Origin of the sequence: Actinoplanes sp. G11-F43 (genome assembly GCF_050589265.1) — a bacterium.
Taxonomy (GTDB): domain Bacteria; phylum Actinomycetota; class Actinomycetes; order Mycobacteriales; family Micromonosporaceae; genus Actinoplanes.
On the sequence record NZ_JBNZCE010000003.1, the window covers coordinates 55,402 to 71,451 of the forward strand.

The 16,050-nt window shown below is 69.8% G+C and carries 15 protein-coding genes; 4 read left to right on the top strand and 11 right to left on the bottom strand.

Annotated elements, in window-relative coordinates; translation table 11 throughout:
* Positions 1-48 precede the first annotated feature (48 nt).
* Both ACQ0O7_RS02135 and ACQ0O7_RS02140 read left to right on the top strand, forming a co-directional pair.
* Positions 49-2,130, top strand: a complete 2,082-nt coding sequence (locus ACQ0O7_RS02135; RefSeq protein WP_430780323.1) for a DNA gyrase/topoisomerase IV subunit B — start codon at positions 49-51, stop codon at positions 2,128-2,130.
* A 14-nt stretch (positions 2,131-2,144) separates the two neighbouring features.
* Complete coding sequence (locus ACQ0O7_RS02140; RefSeq protein ID WP_430780012.1) at positions 2,145-4,664, top strand: DNA gyrase/topoisomerase IV subunit A; 2,520 nt, start codon at positions 2,145-2,147, stop codon at positions 4,662-4,664.
* A gap of 70 nt (positions 4,665-4,734) precedes the next feature.
* Here the strand turns inward: ACQ0O7_RS02140 and ACQ0O7_RS02145 are convergent, their stop codons facing one another.
* From ACQ0O7_RS02145 to ACQ0O7_RS02155, 3 genes are all read right to left on the bottom strand, one after another.
* Positions 4,735-5,934 (bottom strand): alpha/beta hydrolase, encoded by a 1,200-nt coding sequence (locus ACQ0O7_RS02145; RefSeq protein WP_430780013.1) that lies wholly within the window; start codon positions 5,932-5,934, stop codon positions 4,735-4,737.
* A gap of 55 nt (positions 5,935-5,989) precedes the next feature.
* A complete protein-coding gene (locus ACQ0O7_RS02150) occupies positions 5,990-6,547 on the bottom strand; it encodes a HesA/MoeB/ThiF family protein (protein ID WP_430780014.1) in 558 nt (185 codons plus the stop codon).
* A 417-nt stretch (positions 6,548-6,964) separates the two neighbouring features.
* Positions 6,965-7,408 (bottom strand): MarR family winged helix-turn-helix transcriptional regulator, encoded by a 444-nt coding sequence (locus tag ACQ0O7_RS02155; protein ID WP_430780015.1) that lies wholly within the window; start codon positions 7,406-7,408, stop codon positions 6,965-6,967.
* A 72-nt stretch (positions 7,409-7,480) separates the two neighbouring features.
* Between ACQ0O7_RS02155 and ACQ0O7_RS02160 the strand changes: the two genes are divergently transcribed.
* A complete protein-coding gene (locus tag ACQ0O7_RS02160; RefSeq protein ID WP_430780016.1) occupies positions 7,481-7,855 on the top strand; it encodes a cupin domain-containing protein in 375 nt (124 codons plus the stop codon).
* 106 nt (positions 7,856-7,961) lie between these two features.
* On the opposite strand, the gene ACQ0O7_RS02165 is transcribed toward ACQ0O7_RS02160, so the two are convergent.
* Positions 7,962-8,912 carry an aldo/keto reductase gene (locus tag ACQ0O7_RS02165; protein WP_430780017.1) on the bottom strand — a complete coding sequence of 317 codons (951 nt, stop codon included), beginning with the start codon at positions 8,910-8,912 and terminating at the stop codon, positions 7,962-7,964.
* A 186-nt stretch (positions 8,913-9,098) separates the two neighbouring features.
* Here ACQ0O7_RS02165 and ACQ0O7_RS02170 point away from each other — a divergent pair, with 186 nt between their 5' ends.
* The gene (locus ACQ0O7_RS02170; protein WP_430780018.1) at positions 9,099-9,578 is read left to right on the top strand and encodes a hypothetical protein; all 480 of its coding nucleotides are present in this window, start codon (positions 9,099-9,101) and stop codon (positions 9,576-9,578) included.
* 3 nt (positions 9,579-9,581) lie between these two features.
* On the opposite strand, the gene ACQ0O7_RS02175 is transcribed toward ACQ0O7_RS02170, so the two are convergent.
* The 7 genes from ACQ0O7_RS02175 to ACQ0O7_RS02205 are packed head-to-tail and all read right to left on the bottom strand — an operon-like array spanning position 9,582 to position 16,039.
* The gene (locus ACQ0O7_RS02175; RefSeq protein WP_430780019.1) at positions 9,582-9,782 is read right to left on the bottom strand and encodes a hypothetical protein; all 201 of its coding nucleotides are present in this window, start codon (positions 9,780-9,782) and stop codon (positions 9,582-9,584) included.
* A 54-nt stretch (positions 9,783-9,836) separates the two neighbouring features.
* A complete protein-coding gene (locus tag ACQ0O7_RS02180) occupies positions 9,837-10,664 on the bottom strand; it encodes a class I SAM-dependent methyltransferase (protein WP_430780020.1) in 828 nt (275 codons plus the stop codon).
* Positions 10,661-11,977: a GH1 family beta-glucosidase gene (locus tag ACQ0O7_RS02185; RefSeq protein ID WP_430780021.1), complete on the bottom strand. Its 1,317-nt coding sequence runs from the start codon at positions 11,975-11,977 to the stop codon at positions 10,661-10,663. The genes ACQ0O7_RS02180 and ACQ0O7_RS02185 overlap by 4 nt, the downstream gene beginning before the upstream one ends.
* Entirely contained in the window at positions 11,977-12,954 is a 978-nt protein-coding gene (locus ACQ0O7_RS02190; RefSeq protein ID WP_430780022.1) for an ABC transporter ATP-binding protein, read from the bottom strand. The genes ACQ0O7_RS02185 and ACQ0O7_RS02190 overlap by 1 nt, the downstream gene beginning before the upstream one ends.
* On the bottom strand, positions 12,951-14,000 hold the full coding sequence (locus tag ACQ0O7_RS02195; RefSeq protein WP_430780023.1) for an ABC transporter permease: 1,050 nt from the start codon (positions 13,998-14,000) through the stop codon (positions 12,951-12,953). Before ACQ0O7_RS02195 ends, ACQ0O7_RS02190 begins: the two co-directional genes overlap by 4 nt.
* Positions 14,001-14,003: 3 nt before the next feature.
* Positions 14,004-14,984, bottom strand: coding sequence for an ABC transporter permease (locus ACQ0O7_RS02200; protein ID WP_430780024.1), 981 nt, complete (start codon positions 14,982-14,984; stop codon positions 14,004-14,006).
* Positions 14,981-16,039 carry an ABC transporter ATP-binding protein gene (locus ACQ0O7_RS02205; RefSeq protein ID WP_430780025.1) on the bottom strand — a complete coding sequence of 353 codons (1,059 nt, stop codon included), beginning with the start codon at positions 16,037-16,039 and terminating at the stop codon, positions 14,981-14,983. The genes ACQ0O7_RS02200 and ACQ0O7_RS02205 overlap by 4 nt, the downstream gene beginning before the upstream one ends.
* Positions 16,040-16,050: the final 11 nt, after the last annotated feature.

The following is a 16,050-nucleotide window of genomic DNA, read 5'->3' on the forward strand; positions in this document are numbered from 1 at the left end:
GCAGAAGTGTCGGAGGGGCCGGGTAGGCTCGCGCCGTCCTTGACCACCATGGCCGATCGGGAGTGCCGCGTCGTGACCGCGCAACCAGAGACCTTGTACGGGGCTGACGACCTCACGCACCTCGAAGGGCTGGACGCTGTCCGTAAACGCCCGGGCATGTACATCGGCTCCACCGACAGCAGGGGCATCAACCACCTCGCCAACGAGATCATCGACAACTGCACCGACGAGGGTGTCGGCGGGCACGCCACCAGCATCGCGGTGATCCTGCACGCCGACGGCTCGGTGCAGGTCGACGACGACGGCCGGGGCATCCCCACCGACGTGCACGCCAAGTCCGGGCTGAGCGGTGTCGAGCTGGTGCTCACCCGGCTGCACGCGGGCGGCAAGTTCGGCGGCTCCGGTTACAAGGCGTCCGGTGGCCTGCACGGTGTCGGCGCCTCCGCGGTCAACGCGCTGGCGCTGCGCTTCGACGTGACCGTCAAGCGGGCCGGCAAGGTCCACGAGATCTCGTTCCAGCGTGGTGTGCCCGGCGTCTTCGACGGCCCCGGCCCGGACGCCGCCTTCACCCGCGAGCCCGGTCTGCGGGTGGCCCGCCGGATGAAACGCGGCGAGCCGAGCGGCACCTCGATCCGTTACTGGTACGACGCCCGCTACTTCGAGACCGGTGCCCGGCTCGACGTCGAAGCGGTCCGCACCAAGCTGCGCAACACCGCGTTCCTGGTCCCCGGCGTGCAGTACACCCTCTTCGACGCGACCGCCGAGGAGCCCGCCACCGAGACCTTCCACTACCCCAACGGCCTCTCCGACATGGTCGACTTCCTCAGCCCGGCCTCGGACAAGCCGGTCTCCGGCATGCTCCTGGTCACCGGCGAGGGCACCTACAAGGAGAACGCCGCCGACGCCAACGGCGTGATGCAGTCGAACGTGGTCCGGCACGCGCAGGTCGAGGTGGCCTTCCGCTGGGGGACCGGCTACGAGCGCAACGTCGAGTGCTTCACCAACACGATCCGCAACATGCACGGCGGCACCCACCGCAAGGGCTTCGAGCGGGCCCTGGTGCGGTCCATGACCGACGCCATCCGCAACACCCGCGGGCTGCTCAAGCCCAAGGAGGAGCCGCCCGTCCTGGACGACTTCCTGGAGGGCATGACCGCGGTCATCCACGTGCGGGTGCCGGAGCCGCAGTTCACCTCGCAGACCAAGGACGAGCTGTCCACGGCCGGTGTCACCCGGGTGATGCAGGGCCTGGTGGAGGCGTACGTCAAGAATTGGATCGACGACCGGAAGACCAAGACCGAGGCCCGCACCGTCCTGCAGAAGGTGGTGGACGCGGCACGCGTCCGTCTCACCCAGAAGCAGCAGAAGGACGCCGCCCGCCGCAAGACCGCCCTGGAGGGGGCGTCGATGCCGGCGAAACTGGTGGACTGCCGGGCGATCGGCATCGACCGCTCCGAGCTGTTCATCGTCGAGGGTGACTCGGCGCTCGGCACCGCCCGGATGGCCCGCTCGTCGGAGTACCAGGCGTTGCTGCCGATCCGCGGCAAGATCCTCAACGTGCAGAAGGCGAGTCTCCAGCAGGTCCTGGACAACGCCGAGTGCTCGGCGATCGTCCAGGTGCTCGGCGCCGGTTCGGGCCGCACCTTCGACATCGGCCAGATGCGGTACGGCCGGGTCATGATCATGGCGGACGCCGACGTCGACGGCTCGCACATCCGGACCCTGCTGATCACGCTCTTCGCGAAGTACATGCGGCCGGTGATCGAGGCCGGGCGCCTGTTCGCCGCGATGCCGCCGCTGCACAAGGTGGTCACCAAGGGCCGCAACGCCGAGACCATCTACACCTACACCCAGCAGGAGATGGAGAGCACCGTCGGCCGGCTGGAGCGCGGCGGCAGGCAGGTGCAGAAGCCGGTGCCCCGGTTCAAGGGTCTCGGTGAGATGGACGCCGACGAGCTGTGGGACACCACGATGAACCCCGCCGAGCGGACCGTCCGGCGGATCACCATCGAGGACGCCGAACGCGCCGAAGCCACCCTCGAACTGCTGATGGGTGAGCGTGTGGAGCCCCGGAAGAACTGGTTGATCGAGGCTGCCGGCCGGATCGACCAAGAGACCATCGACGCCTGAGAGGCCCGCGACCCATGGCACGCCGTAAGAACGACAAGCGCGTCGACCTGTCCGCGTTCGACCAGGCCGGCGCCCGCGTCATCGACAACCCGCTGACCACCGAGGTCGAGGACTCCTATCTGGAGTACGCGTATTCGGTCATCCACTCCCGAGCCCTGCCCGACGCCCGCGACGGACTGAAACCGGTGCACCGCCGGATCCTCTGGTCGATGTCCGAGCAGGGACAGCGCCCGGACCGGCCGTATGTGAAATCCGCTCGCGTGGTCGGCGACGTGATGGGTAAGTACCACCCGCACGGCGACGTGGCGATCTACGACGCCCTGGTCCGGCTCGCCCAGGACTTCTCGCTGAACACCCCGCTGATCGACGGCCACGGCAACTTCGGCTCGCCCGACGACGGCCCGGCCGCCGCGCGGTACACCGAGGCCCGGATGTCCCGCGAGGCGATGCTGCTGGTCGGCGAGCTGGGCGAGGGCACCGTCGACTTCAAGCCCACCTACGACGGCTCCGAGTCCGAGCCCAAGGTGCTGCCCGCGGCCTTCCCCAACCTGCTGGTCAACGGCACGTCCGGGATCGCGGTCGGGATGGCGACCAACATGATCCCGCACAACCTGGGCGAGGTGGTGGCCGCCGCCCGGTTCCTGATCCGCAAGCCCGGGGCCAGCCTCGACGACCTGATGAAATACGTCCCCGGCCCGGACCTGCCGACCGGAGGCCAGCTGCTCGGCCTGGACGAGGTGCGCCGGGCGTACGAGACGGGCCGCGGTGTGGTCCGGGTCCGGGCCCGTGCCGAGACCGGTCTGCTGGAGGGCGGTCGTGGGCGCCAGGCCATCACGATCACCGAGCTGCCGTACGGCATCGGCTCCGAGAAGATCATCGAGGCGATCACCGACGAGGTGAAGGGCAAGGTGATCACTTCCGGCCCGCGTCGTGGCCAGCGCCAGGCCGCCCGCCTGACCGGCATCGCCGACGTCAAGGACCTCACCGACCGCGAGCACGGCACCCGCCTGGTCATCGAGTGCAAGGTCGGCGTCAACCCGCAGGCCCTGCTCGCCGACCTCTACCGGCTGACCCCCCTGGAGAGCTCGTTCGGCATCAACAACCTGGTCCTGGTCGACGGCCAGCCGCGGACCCTCGGCCTGAAGGCCCTCCTCGAAGTCTTCGTGCAACACCGGTACGACGTGGTCACCCGCCGCACCATGTATCGCCGCACCAAGCGTGAGGACCGCCTGCACCTGGTCGACGGCCTGCTCATCGCCCTGATCGACATCGACCGGGTGGTGGCGCTGATCCGCGCCAGCGACGACGCGGCCGCCGCCAAGGACGGCCTGATGACCGAGTTCGGGCTCTCCGACATCCAGGCCACCTACATCCTGGACACCCCGCTGCGGCGGCTCACCCGGTTCGACCGGATCGAGCTGGAGGCCGAACAGGACCGGCTGCGCAGTGAGATCGCCGAGCTCTCCCGGATCCTCGACGACGAGGCCGTCCTCAAGAAGGTCGTCTCCGACGAGCTGGCCGCGGTCACCAAGCAGTTCGGCGCCGCCCGCCGCACCACCCTCATCGACGGTGACCTGAAGGAGGTGCTGGCCGCCTCGGTGCCGGCCGGCCCGCTGGAGGTCGCCGACGACCCCTGTCAGGTGATCCTCTCGGCCGGTGGCCTGATCGCCCGGACCGCCGCCGAGAGCGAGGAGTCCACCGAGGGCGGCAGCCGCAGCGGCCGCACCAAGCACGACGCGGTCCGCGCCGTCATCCACTCCACCGCCCGCGGCCGGATCCTGCTGGTCACCAACCTGGGCCGGGCGTTCAAGACCGACGTGCTCACCCTGCCGGTGCTGCCCGAGCAGTCCGGCACCGTCTCGCTGCGCGGTGGCATGTCCGCGTCCGAGCTGGTCCCGTTGCAGAAGGGCGAGCGGGTCGTCGGCATGGCGCCGCTCACCAACGGCGAGTCGCCGGGCCTCGCGCTCGGCACCAAGCAGGGCATCGTCAAGGTGTGCGCGCCGGAGTGGCCGGTCCGCTCCGACGAGTTCGAGGTGATCACTCTCAAGGAGGGTGACGAGGTGCTGCAGGCCACCTGGCTCACCGACGGCGCGGAGGCCCTCGTCTTCGTCACGTCGGACGCCAACCTGCTGCGCTTCCCGGCCAAGCTGGTGCGACCACAGGGCCTGAAGGGTGGCGGCATGGCCGGCGTCAACCTGGCCGCCGACGCCGAGGTGATCTCCTTCAACGCGGTCGCCACCACCGATGACGAGCACGGTGCCCCGATGGTCGTCACCTCCACCGGCACCCAGGTCAAGGTCTCGCCGTTCGCGTCCTACCCGGCGAAGGGCCGCGCCACCGGTGGCGTCCGGGTCCAGCGCTTCCTGAAGGGCGAGAGCCGGCTGACCATCGCCTGGGTCGGCCCCCGCCCGGTCGGCGCCTCGGAGACCGGCGACCCGGTCGAACTCCCCGAGCCCGACGCCCGCCGCGACGGCTCCGGCAACGCGGTCATCATGGGACCGCAGCTCATCGGGCATTTGATCGAACGCGACTGAGAATCGTCGTCCCGCCGGTCCTTGGTGGCCGGCGGGACGGATTCCTCAGATCACTTCCCGCGTTGCGCCGTCATCCCGCCCTGGGCGAGCCGACCGCCGAAGCTGTGGTGGCGATCAGGGCGCCGGCGAAGTTGTCGCGCCAGTTGACGTAGTCGTGGCCGCCCTGGAATTCCTGGTACGTCACCCGGAAGCCCCGGTCGGTGAGGGCGTCGCGCATCCGGCGGCAGGCGGTCAGCTGCGAGGGAGCGCCGCCGGGGCCGGTCATCGTCTCCAGGAAGCCGACGTCCAGGAAGAAGTGGACGTTGCTGGGGGAGGTGCGGGCTACCTCGCGGACCAGGCGTGCGGGTGTCCCGGCATCGGGGGACGGCCACCAGAAGCTGCCGGAGTGGGCGATCGCTGCCTGGAACAGGTCAGGGCGGCGCAGACCCAGATGGGCCGCGACCAGGCCACCGCGGGACATCCCGGCGATCAGGTTGCCGCCGGGGGAGCCGATCCGCCAGGTCTTCTGTGCCCAGGGCAGCAACTCGTCGGCGACCAGGCGTTCCATCGGCCGGCCGGGGGTCAGGTCCCGGTTGCGGTGCTCATCGCGGCCGCGGACGAACAAGGCCGCCATCGGGGGGATCCGGTGCCCGGCGATCAGATTGTCCAGGACAGTGGGAATCCGCATCATCGTCTGGGCCGGATAACCATCGAAGACGACGAGCACCGGCAGCCCGGCGGGGTCGATGCCGGGCGGAAGGTAGGCGGTCACCCGGACGTTCGTCCTCAGGGCCAGGCTGGGCAGGGTGCGATCGTCGAGCCGGCCGGCGGGGGTGTGCGGGCGCAGGCCGGTCCAGGTGACGGGCGGGGCGTCCGGGAGCTCCAGGACTGAGCACCAGGTATCGGCGTCGGTCGGATCGTCGGGGTCGGCCGGCAGATGGAAGACCCGCGGGTTGGCCTGGTCGATGGTGGCGGGATAGGTGTCGGTCCTGGATTGCGGCACCTGTTCGGCGCCGTCGTGCACCAGGCAGTAGATGGTTCGCAGGTCGGACGGGAACACCCCGGAGCCGTGCCAGAGATCGGTCCCGGGTAGCCGTACCAGCGGAATGTCGATGTTGAACCAGGCCCGGACGGCGGTCGCCTCGCCCCGCCACAGGAAGGTGACCAGGTGCCTGCCGTCGGCGTACGGCTCGATCAGAGGTGTTCCGGTTCTGGTGATCTCGGCCCAGAAACGGTCGACGGCGTCCGGCGCGGGGTCGTCGAGGAGGGCGGCGATCCGGGGGCTCTGCATTGCGAGTCATCTTCCGAGTCCGGACGGCGGCCGGCCCGGCGGCCGGCCGTCGTCGTCAGTGGTCAGTTACCGCTGGGGTTGCTACCGGTCGTCGGACCAGGGCGGGCAGTTGGGCCGGCTCGGTGACGGTCAGCCGCTCGCTGGTGACCTCGATGTCGGAGTTGAGCCGCCGAAGCCGCCCGGCGGTGACGTCCGCCTTGGGCCGGCCGATGTCGGTCTCGTCGAACTGGGTCTGCCGGTTGAGGTTGGACAGCTCGACGACGTCGGCGTCCACGCAGTGGATCCGGCCGACTCCGGAGGCGGCCAGGGCCAGGGCTACGGTCCCGCCGGTGCCACCCAGGCCGAGCACCGTCACCCGGGCCTGTTTCAGTCGTAGCTGGGGTTCCCAGGAGTTGTCGCGCCGGCGCATGTCCAGCCACCGGTGGAACTGTCGGCCGCGGTCGTACCGCTGCTGTTCCCGTGGGCTGAGCTGGGAAGGCGGCCCGGCGGCGGCGGACAGCATCGTCCACACCAGGCCTCGCGGGTCGTCGACCTCAGCGGCCACCCCGTACACCGAGCCGCCGATCCGGACCCGCCCGTCCGGCATGCGGAACAGGCCGTGTTCGGGCTTCACCCGTGGACGCCACTCCACCGAGGACACCGGTGATGCACCCCCGCGCTCGACTGCTACCGAGCGTGCCAAGCGAGATGCTCTCGGTCAAGCGTCGAGCTTCCTCGATATGAACACAGCGGACTCGCCGCGTCGTTCCGGCGCCCGAAGAGCCCGCTGCCGCCAGCCTGCAGCGATCGCTGGACCTCGGGTGGTCGACGGACAGCGCGGCCCGGCTGGCCTTCAGTGAACGGGTCCGGGTATCCAGGGCGGCCACATGCGTGGCGGCCACCTCGGCGATCGTGGCGCGGCCGTCGAGTATCCGGAACACGTCGCCCGATGGGAGGCCCAGCTCCCGGAGCGCGCGGGCCGACTCGGCGGGGGCAGCCCCGGCGGTGTCGTAGAGCCGGTAACCGGCTGCCGATCGTGCGGCCGGCCGGATCACCAGAGTGGGCGGATGCGGCCCGGGGTGGCCAGGTGGCGCAGGGCCGAGCGGAGGGACCGGGCCTCGGCCGGGGTCAGTGAGCGGGCCAGCGGGCTCAGCGCCGCGGCTGCCGCGTCGTCGGCCGCCCGGGTGCAGGCGTGACCTTTTTCGGTCAAAACCAGGAGGCGGGCGCGGGCGTCGGTGGGGTGCGGGGTGCGCTTCACGTAGCCCTTTCCGATCAGCTCCTCGGCCATCTGGCTGGCCGCCTGTTTGGTGATCTCCAGGTGCTCGGCGAGTTCGGTGACCGTCGCGCCGGTGCCGGAGAGGCGGGCGAAGGCGTATCCGTGGGCGGGGCGGACGTCGGTGAAGCCCGCCTCGCGGACTCCGGCGTCGATGCCGTCGACCAGGGCGCGGGCCGCGCTGAGCAGGAGTACCGGGAGGTCCTGGAGATCATCGTGCACCGGACCAGTTTGACATGACGGTCAATCTGCTTGACTATTTGGTCAAGCAGATTGACTAGTTGAGGAGGGGACATGACGGTGTTCCGTGAATCCCAGGCGGTGGCGCACCGGCTGGACGGGGTGGTCTTCCACGCGTTCGCGTCACCGTCCACCGGCAGCCGGGAGCTCTGCGCCTGGCGGGTGGAGATCGCGAGCGGGGTGACCGGGTCGGCACACCGGGTGGGGCGCGACGAGGTGCTGATGGTGCTGGCCGGTGAGCTGTCGTTCAGCCTGGACGGGGTCGCCGGGCGGGTCGCGGCCGGGGACGTGCTGGTGGTGCCGGCCGGCAGCGAGTTCCGGGCGGGCAACGACGGGCCGGTCACCGCCTCGGCCTGGGTGACCACCAGCGCCGGTTTCGCGGCGACCATGCCGGACGGCACGAGCCTCACCCCGCCCTGGGCGAGCTGACCGCCCCGGCGACGGACCGCCAAGAGCCGGACCGGGCGAGGGCTGAGGCCCTCCGCTGACCCGCCCCCGTCGCGGTCCGGAGACCGGCCGGTCAGCGGAGGACGGGTCAGCGGAGGGCGATCACGGCGGCCGTCTCGTCCGGGGAGAGTGGGCCGCGCGCCTCGGCGTCCAGGCATTCGGCCAGTTCGACACGGTTCTTGACGCCCAGCACGACGGTGGCGACGCCGGGGACCGACAGGGCGTAGCGGTGGGCCAGGGCGGCCGGTGACTCACCGAGTTCGGCGGCCAGTTTGCGGAACGGTTCGGCACGGGCGAAGTCCACGGCCGCCGGATGGGTGGCCGGCACCGAGCGGTCCAGGGCGCTGGTCAGGGATCCGGCGGCCACCGCGCGGATGGCGATCACGTTGACCGACGCGGCCTGCGCGGCGCTGAGCAGTGCGGCGTTGCCGGGCTGGGCGCTGTCGCCGTGGATCCACATGTCGCCGTTCTGGTCGAGGGCGTTGACCACGATCTGGGCGACGTCCGGCGCGGGCGCCTGCTGGAAGGTCTCCAGAACCACCGCCGGATCGCCGACCGCGCTGATGCCCCACGCCCGGATCAGGCCCTCGTCGCGGAGCCGCTCGAACTCGGGCGCGATCTCGTCGCGGTAGGCGCCCGATTCGACGGTTCCGGGCAGCACGGTTCCGGGCTGCCGGAACTGGGTGTGCAGCAGGAGCACGTCGAGGTGGCTGCGGCCGAGCCGGGTGAGGCTGTCGTGCAGGCTGCGGCGGATCCGGGCGGCGAAGTCACGCCCGTCGTCGTCCGGCAACTGCACTTTGCTGGTGATCATCACCTCGGGGGAAGAAGAAGAGAGCGCTTCGGCTACGGCCACTTCGGACTCGAAGTCGGAGCCGTAACTGGGGGCCAGGTCCAGCATGGTGATCCCGGCGTCGAGTGCCGCGTGGACGGTCGCGACGGCTTCGGCGCGGTCGGTGCCACCCCACACCCCGGCGATGCCACCGCCACCGAGAGTCAGCGCGCTGATCTGACCGAGGCGCCCGAAGTCCCGCAGTTCCATGGTGTTCCCCTCCCGTGCCGGCTCTGACGTCTTCGACCGTAGAACCTGGAGCGCGCTCCAGATCAATACCTGAACCGGATTCGGCGCGCCGCCGGGCAACTGGTGTCCAGCACGTGAATAATCCGTGCTTCCGCGCCCCCGACCAGCCAGGATGGTGCGTGCGGGAAAGGGGGAGCGGTGGATGTCGTGACGCAGTGGGTGACTACCGAGTGGACCAGGATCTCGCGCGGCGGCAGGGGGGCCGCGCTCCGGAGTTCGGTGCCGCAGGGTTTCCGGCTGCCGTCGCCCCGGCGCGGCGGGGTGCACGAGGTGAAGATCACCGAACGTAACGATTTCGAGCCGGTGGAGACGGTCGGCGCGGAGCCGCCGGAGCGGGAGCCGGGTCTGACCCGGTCCGGTCTGCGGCTGGTCCGGGCGGACAAGGGGGTTCGGGTGGAGTTGCTCCTCGCCCGGCACGGCGCCCCGTCCCGGCCGCGCCGCCCGCCGGCCGTGTGGCTGGGCCCGGGCGAGTGGCTGCGGTGGCAGGTGAACTACCGGATGTCGGGGCCGCTGAACGAGGGCGGTTACCGGCAGGACACGTTGAACATCGCGGTGGGCTCGGCCGATCCGGAGCTGTTCTTCGGCGAGCCCACCCGGCACATCGACGAGCGTGGACTGTTGCGATGACCCTTACTTGCTCGGCTCCGGGACCGAGCAGTCGATCTTCGGGTTGACGCCCATCCAGTTGAGCGGGCCGGCGACGGTGGTGACGATGACCGTCCCGGCTTCCGCGCAACTGGCGTCGTCCGTGTCGGAGAAATAGCCGCGCTGGTAGGCGGCGGTGGCGCCGAGAACCAGCCAGATCACGATGAGAACCGCACCGATACGCATTGAGAGCCTCCAAAGTCGGGGGATGAGCTGCTCATACCCCGGCGGAGGCGATCACTAAACGGCGGGCCGGACCGCCTGGAGCGTGTACGTGTGTGGCAGCCGCTCAGGCCGGTCGGCGAGCTGGAACTCGCCGTCGCCGATGGCTCGCATCCGCCCGTTGATCGCGTTCCACGGGACGCTCTGATGCTCCTCCAGGCCGGTCAGCACGAGACCCGCCTCGAGAACGGCGGTGACGATCTCGCCGATGCCGTGGTTCCACTCATGGGTCACGGTGTGGGTGAACTCGTGGTCGGTGGCCACATAGGTGAAGGCTTCGTCGTACACCTGGGGCTCTGACGTCTCGAAGTAGGGCTCGGTGATCGAGAGCAGCCCGTCGGTGCGGTCGTAGTCGAGGGCCCACAGCACCGGGTGGCCCTCCCGGATGAAGAGCCGGCCGCCGGGCGCCAGCAGCGAGGCCACGGTCCGCGCCCAGCGTTTGACGTCGGGCAGCCAGCACAGCGCGCCGACACCGGTGTAGACCAGGTCGAACTCGCCGTCGAGCACGGCTCGGGCGGAGTAGACGTCGCTCTCCACGAAGTCGACGGCGGCGCCGGTCCGGGCGGCGAGGGCGCGGGCCTGCTCCAGTGCGGCGGGGGAGAAGTCCAGCCCGGTCATGGTGGCGCCGAGCCGGGCCAGGGAGAGGGTGTCGGTGCCGATGTGGCACTGGAGGTGCACCCCGCGCAGCCCGGTGACGGAGCCGAGCCGGGGTTGATCGAACCGGACCACCTGGCTGAGGTACGACGGATCCCGCACGAACTCTTCGACGCGGTAGTCCGGCGAGGCGGAGTGCGCCTGCGCGCGGTCGTTCCAGTTGGCCCGGTTCAGATCGAGGTAGTCGGTCATGGAGCGGACGTTATGCGATCCCGGAACCAGAGCGCACTCCGTTTAGGCGTACGCAATTGGGTCTGATAATCGACGCGGACCAGGCCGAATCGCTTCGCGTAACCCTCGGCCCACTCGAAATTGTCCATCAGTGACCAGGCGAAGTAACCGCGCACGTCGGCGCCCTGGGCCCGGGCCGCGCCGACCGCGTCGATGTGGGCGGACAGGTACGCCACCCGCTCGGTGTCCTCGACGAAGTCGTCGGCGTCCGGCTGGTCGGGGAAGACCGCGCCGTTCTCGGTGACCACGAGCGGCCAGCCGTAGTCGTGGTGCAGGCGCAGCAGCAGGGTGGTGAACCGGTCCGGGGTGATCGGCCAGCCCAGGTCGGTCTGCGGCACGTCCGGTTTGATCTCCCGGACCACCGGCCGCCCGGAGGCGTCGAGAGTGTTGCCGTCCAGGTCGCGCCCGGCGAAGTCCTGCCCGAAGTAGAAGTTGACTCCGAGCAGGTCGATCGGCGTCGCGATGATCTCCATGTCGCCGTCCTGGACCGGCAGCGTGTAGCCCCGGCCGGCCAGGTCCTCGACCACGTCGGCCGGGTAGCGGCCGTGCCGCAGCGGGTCCAGGAAGATCCGGGCCACGTTGCCGTCGGCCCGCCAGGCGGCCGCCACGTCGAGCGGATCGTCGGAGGCGGGTGTGGCGGTGCCGATGTTCAGCGGAATGCTCACCGTCCGGCCCCGTTCCCGGAGCTGAGCGGCCGCCAGCCCGTGCGCGAGCAGCAGGTGATGCGTCGAGTCCAGGGCCGCCTTGAAGTCACGGCGGCCAGGGGCGAAGACCCCGTGCTCATAACCGAGGTACGCCACACACCACGGCTCGTTGACGGTCGAGAAGTTCTGTACCCGATCCGCCAGGCGATCGATGACCAGAGAGGAGAGATCCGCGAACCGGTACGCGGTGTCCCGCACCGGCCAGCCACCGGCGTCCTCCAGCTCCTGCGGCAGATCCCAGTGGTAGAGCGTCAGCCACGGATCGATCCCGTTGGCCAGCAGCTCGTCCACCAGCCGGTCGTAGAAGTCGAGTCCCTTGACGTTGGCCGGCCCCCGCCCACCCGGCTGCACCCGCGTCCAGGAGACCGAGAACCGGTAGGCGTTCACCCCGAGACTCTTGATCAACTGCACGTCGGACGGCATCCGGTGGTAGTGGTCGCAGGCCACGTCCCCGGTCTCACCGACCACGTCCCGGGCGAAGGTGTCCCAGATCGACGCGGTCCGGCCGTCCTCGAAGGCCGCCCCCTCGATCTGATAGGCCGAGGTGGCGGCGCCCCAGATGAAGTCCATCAGCTCTCCACCAGCCAGCACGCCGCCGACCGGTCCCCGTGCGGGGTGAGCACCGGGATCTTGGAGTCGCAGGGCTCGAACGCCTTCGGGCACCGCGGGTGGAACGAGCACCCGCTCGGCATGCCCTTCAGGTCGGGCGGGGAGCCGGGGATGCCGGCCAGCTCACGGCGCGGCCCGCGCAAGGCCGGGAAAGAGCCGAGCAGACCCTTGCTGTACGGGTGGAGAGGGTCCCGGTAGATGGCCGACGCCGGGGCCTCCTCGACGATCCGGCCGCCGTACATGATCGCGATCCGGTTGGAGAACTCGACCAGCAGTGACAGGTCGTGGGTGATGAAGATGACCGAGAAACCGAGCCGTTCCCGCAGCTCGATCAGCTGGCCCAGGATCTGCCGCTGCATCACCACGTCGAGCGCGGTGGTCGGCTCGTCCATGATGACCACCTGCGGCTGCAGGATCAGCGCCATGCCGATCATCACGCGCTGACGCATACCGCCGGAGAGCTGGTGCGGGTAGGCGTCCATCCGGTCCGCGGAGATGCCGACCAGCTTGAGCATCTCCCGGGCGCGGGCGTTGCGGCTCTGCTCGCTCATCTTCGGCTCGTGCGCCCGGAGCACGTCGGTGAGCTGGGTGGAGATCTTGTGGACCGGGTTGAGCGAGTTCATCGCGCCCTGGAACACGATCGCCGTCTCGGCCCAGCGGAAGGCGCGCAGCTGCCGGTCGGAGAGGCCGAGGACGTCGTACGCCTCGCCCTTCTCCGGGTGGTAGACCACCGAACCGCCGGTGATCACGCCGGGCGGGGGGAGCAGCCGGGTCAGGCCGTAGGCGAGGGTGGACTTGCCGGAACCGCTCTCGCCGGCCAGGCCGAGCACCTCGCCGCGGTGCAGGGTGAGGCTGACGTCGCGGATCGCGTGCACCGCCTGGTCGCCGAGCCCGTAGTCGACGTTCAGGTTCTTGATCTCGAGGACGGGCTCGCTCACTCGACTGTCTCCTTCTCGATGACAGGCGTGGCTGCCAGAACCGGGGTCTTGACGACAGGCGTGGCTGCCAGGACCGGGGTGAAACCGATGCGCATCCGGACCGTACGACCGGAGGCGGTCTTGATCCTGGTCTTTCCGGCACTGCGCAGGCGGGGGCTGACGAACTCGTCGATACCGAAGTTGATCAGCGAGAGGGCGGTGCCGAGCAGGGCGATCGCCAGACCGGCCGGCACGAACCACCACCAGGCGTTCTGCGCGAGGGCCTGCTGACCCTGGGCCCAGAACAGGATGGTGCCCCAGTTCCAGGTGGTGTTCGAGGTGACGCCGATGAAGGCCAGGGTGATCTCGGAGAGCACGGCGAAGATGACCGTGCCGACGAAGCCGGAGGCGATCACCGCGGTCAGGTTCGGCAGCAGTTCGAAGCCGATGATCCGCCAGGTCTTCTCACCGGTGGCCCGGGACGCCTCGACGAAGTCCCGGCGGCGCAGCGACAGTGTCTGCGCGCGCAGCACCCGGGCGTTCCAGGACCACGAGGTGAGGCCGATGACCAGCGCGATCAGCCAGTCCTCGGCGTTCTCCAGGACCGAGGTGATGATGATGATCAGCGGCAGTGCCGGGATCACCAGGAAGACGTTGGAGAACACCGACAGGGTCTCGTCGGTCTTGCCGCCGACATAACCGGCGGTCACGCCGACCAGCACCGACAGCACGGTGGCGACGATCCCGGCGAAGAAGCCGACGAACATCACGCTGCGGGTGCCGACCAGGATCTGGCTCCACACGTCCTGACCCAGGTGGGTGGTGCCCAGCCAGTGGTCCGCCGACGGCGGCGCGACCAGCTGGTCACCGCGGGCGCCCGGCTCGTACGGGGCGATCCACGGTCCGATGATCGCCAGCAGCAGGTAGATGCCGAGGATGATCAGGCCGGTGGCCGCCTTCTTGTTGGCGACGAACCGGAAGCTGTTGCGCCGGGCCTTCTTCGCCGGCTGGGCCATCGCGCCCTGGCCCGGGATGACCTGCTCGATGCTGGAGGTGGGGATGGACACCGGTCAGCCCTCCTTGCGGGTGCGCGGGTCGAGGAGCAGGTACGCCACGTCGGCCAGCAGGTTCGCGATCAGCACCGAGATGGTGATGACCAGGAACACGCCCTGCATCAGCGGGTAGTCCTGGGCGCCGAGGGCCTGGAACAGCTGGAAGCCGACACCCGGGTAGGAGAAGACGATCTCCACCAGCAGCGTGCCGCCGACGATGAAACCGAGGGACAGCGCGAAACCGGAGACGTTCGGCAGCAGCGCGTTGCGGGCCGCGTAGCCGAGGGCCACCCGGCGCTCCGGCAGGCCCTTGGCGTGCGCGACGGTGATGTAGTCCTCGGACGACACCGTCACCATCATGTTGCGCATGCTCAGGATCCAGCCGCTGACCGAGGAGATCAGGATGGTCATCGCGGGCAGCAGGCTGTGCTGGATGGCGCTGGGGATGAACCACTGGTCCCAGGCCGGCTGCAGGGCGATGTCGAAGCCGCCGGACGACGGGAAGAAACTGTCCGGGCCGGTCAGCAGGTAGATCGCGATGATGCCGAGCCAGAAGTAGGGGATCGACGACAGGAACGTGGTCACCGGCAGCAGGCCGTCCACCCACGAGCCGCGGCGCCAGCCGGCCAGCACACCCAGGCCGGTGCCGAGCAGGAAGCTGATCACCGTGGTGACACCGATCAGGGTCAGCGTCCACGGCAGGCTGTCGGCCAGGATCTCGGACACCGGCGTCGGGAAGAACGTGAACGACAGGCCCAGGTCACCGGTGAACAGCTGCTTCCAGTAGTCGACGTACTCCGACCACAGGCTGCGTTCCTTGTCGATGCCGAACAGCACGTAGAGCGATTCCATCGCGCTGGTGCTGAGCTGGCCCTGGTACTTGGCGACCAGCGCCTGCACCGGGTCGCCCGGCACCATCCGGGGGATGAAGAAGTTCAGGGTGATCGCGGCCCACGCGGTGAAGACGTAGAAGGCCAGGCGCTGGAGGAAGTACTTCATTTCTGCACCTCGGCCTTGCCGGTTCCGCTCGTGTCGTACAGCCAGCAGGCGGCCCAGTGACCGGGCACGTCACCGATCTCCAGGCGGACCGGCTCGTCGGTGGAGCAGCGCGCCATCGCCTTCGGGCAGCGCGGGTGGAAACGGCATCCGGACGGCGGGTGGATGAGGCTGGGCGGCTCGCCGTTGCCACGTTCGTCGGCGGTGTCGGCGGCACCGTCCAGGCGGTCCGGGTCCGGGGCGGATTCGATCAACAACTGGGTGTACGGGTGGGCCGGCGACTGTGTGACCGTCTCACTGTCCCCGCCCTCGACCATCCGGCCGGCGTACATCACCATCGTCTCGTCGGCGAAGTACCGGGCCGACGCGATGTCGTGGGTGATGTAGAGGATCGCCAGGTTGAGGCGCTCCTTCAGATCCCGCAGCAGGTTCAGCACGCCGAGGCGGATCGACACGTCGAGCATCGACACCGGCTCGTCGGCGAGCAGCGCCTCGGGCCGGGCGCCGAGCGCGCGGGCGATCGCCACCCGCTGCCGCTGGCCACCGGACAGCTCGTGCGGGAACTTGTCCAGGTACCGCTCCGGCGGGGTCAGCGACACCCGCTCCAGCAGCTCGTGCAGCGACTTCTCCAGGTCGTCACCGGCCGTCCCGTGGATCTGCAACGGGCGGGTCAGGTGGTACCGGATGGTGTGCGTCGGGTTCAGCGAGGCGAACGGGTCCTGGAAGATCATCTGGACCCGGGCGGCGTACCGGCGGAAGGCCGAGCCCGACTTCACCCTGGTCGACTCGCCGTGCAGCCGGATGTCGCCACCGGTGCGTGGGTAGAGCTGGGCGAGCAGCCGGGCCACCGTGGACTTGCCCGAGCCGGACTCGCCGACCAGGGCCACCACCTGACCGCGCCGCAGGATGAGATGCACGTCGTCGACGGCGTGCACCGCCTTGTGCGTACGGGAGAAGACGTCGCGCAGACTCCGGCGGACGGGGAAGTGCTTGGTCAGGCCGATCGCCTCGAGCACCACCTCGTCGGCCGGCGCCTTCGCGTCGGGGATCGACGTCATGCCGGTTTCCA

Excerpts from the sequence above, each read along its gene's own strand:
- ACQ0O7_RS02205 (WP_430780025.1), bottom strand. The coding sequence starts at position 16,039 with ATGACGTCGATCCCCGACGCGAAGGCGCCGGCCGACGAGGTGGTGCTC.
- ACQ0O7_RS02185 (WP_430780021.1), bottom strand. The coding sequence starts at position 11,977 with ATGGACTTCATCTGGGGCGCCGCCACCTCGGCCTATCAGATCGAGGGG.
- ACQ0O7_RS02135 (WP_430780323.1), top strand. The coding sequence starts at position 49 with ATGGCCGATCGGGAGTGCCGCGTCGTGACCGCGCAACCAGAGACCTTG.
- ACQ0O7_RS02165 (WP_430780017.1), bottom strand. The coding sequence starts at position 8,912 with ATGGAACTGCGGGACTTCGGGCGCCTCGGTCAGATCAGCGCGCTGACT.
- ACQ0O7_RS02180 (WP_430780020.1), bottom strand. The coding sequence starts at position 10,664 with ATGACCGACTACCTCGATCTGAACCGGGCCAACTGGAACGACCGCGCG.
- ACQ0O7_RS02200 (WP_430780024.1), bottom strand. The coding sequence starts at position 14,984 with ATGAAGTACTTCCTCCAGCGCCTGGCCTTCTACGTCTTCACCGCGTGG.
- ACQ0O7_RS02140 (WP_430780012.1), top strand. The coding sequence starts at position 2,145 with ATGGCACGCCGTAAGAACGACAAGCGCGTCGACCTGTCCGCGTTCGAC.
- ACQ0O7_RS02160 (WP_430780016.1), top strand. The coding sequence starts at position 7,481 with ATGACGGTGTTCCGTGAATCCCAGGCGGTGGCGCACCGGCTGGACGGG.
- ACQ0O7_RS02145 (WP_430780013.1), bottom strand. The coding sequence starts at position 5,934 with ATGCAGAGCCCCCGGATCGCCGCCCTCCTCGACGACCCCGCGCCGGAC.
- ACQ0O7_RS02175 (WP_430780019.1), bottom strand. The coding sequence starts at position 9,782 with ATGCGTATCGGTGCGGTTCTCATCGTGATCTGGCTGGTTCTCGGCGCC.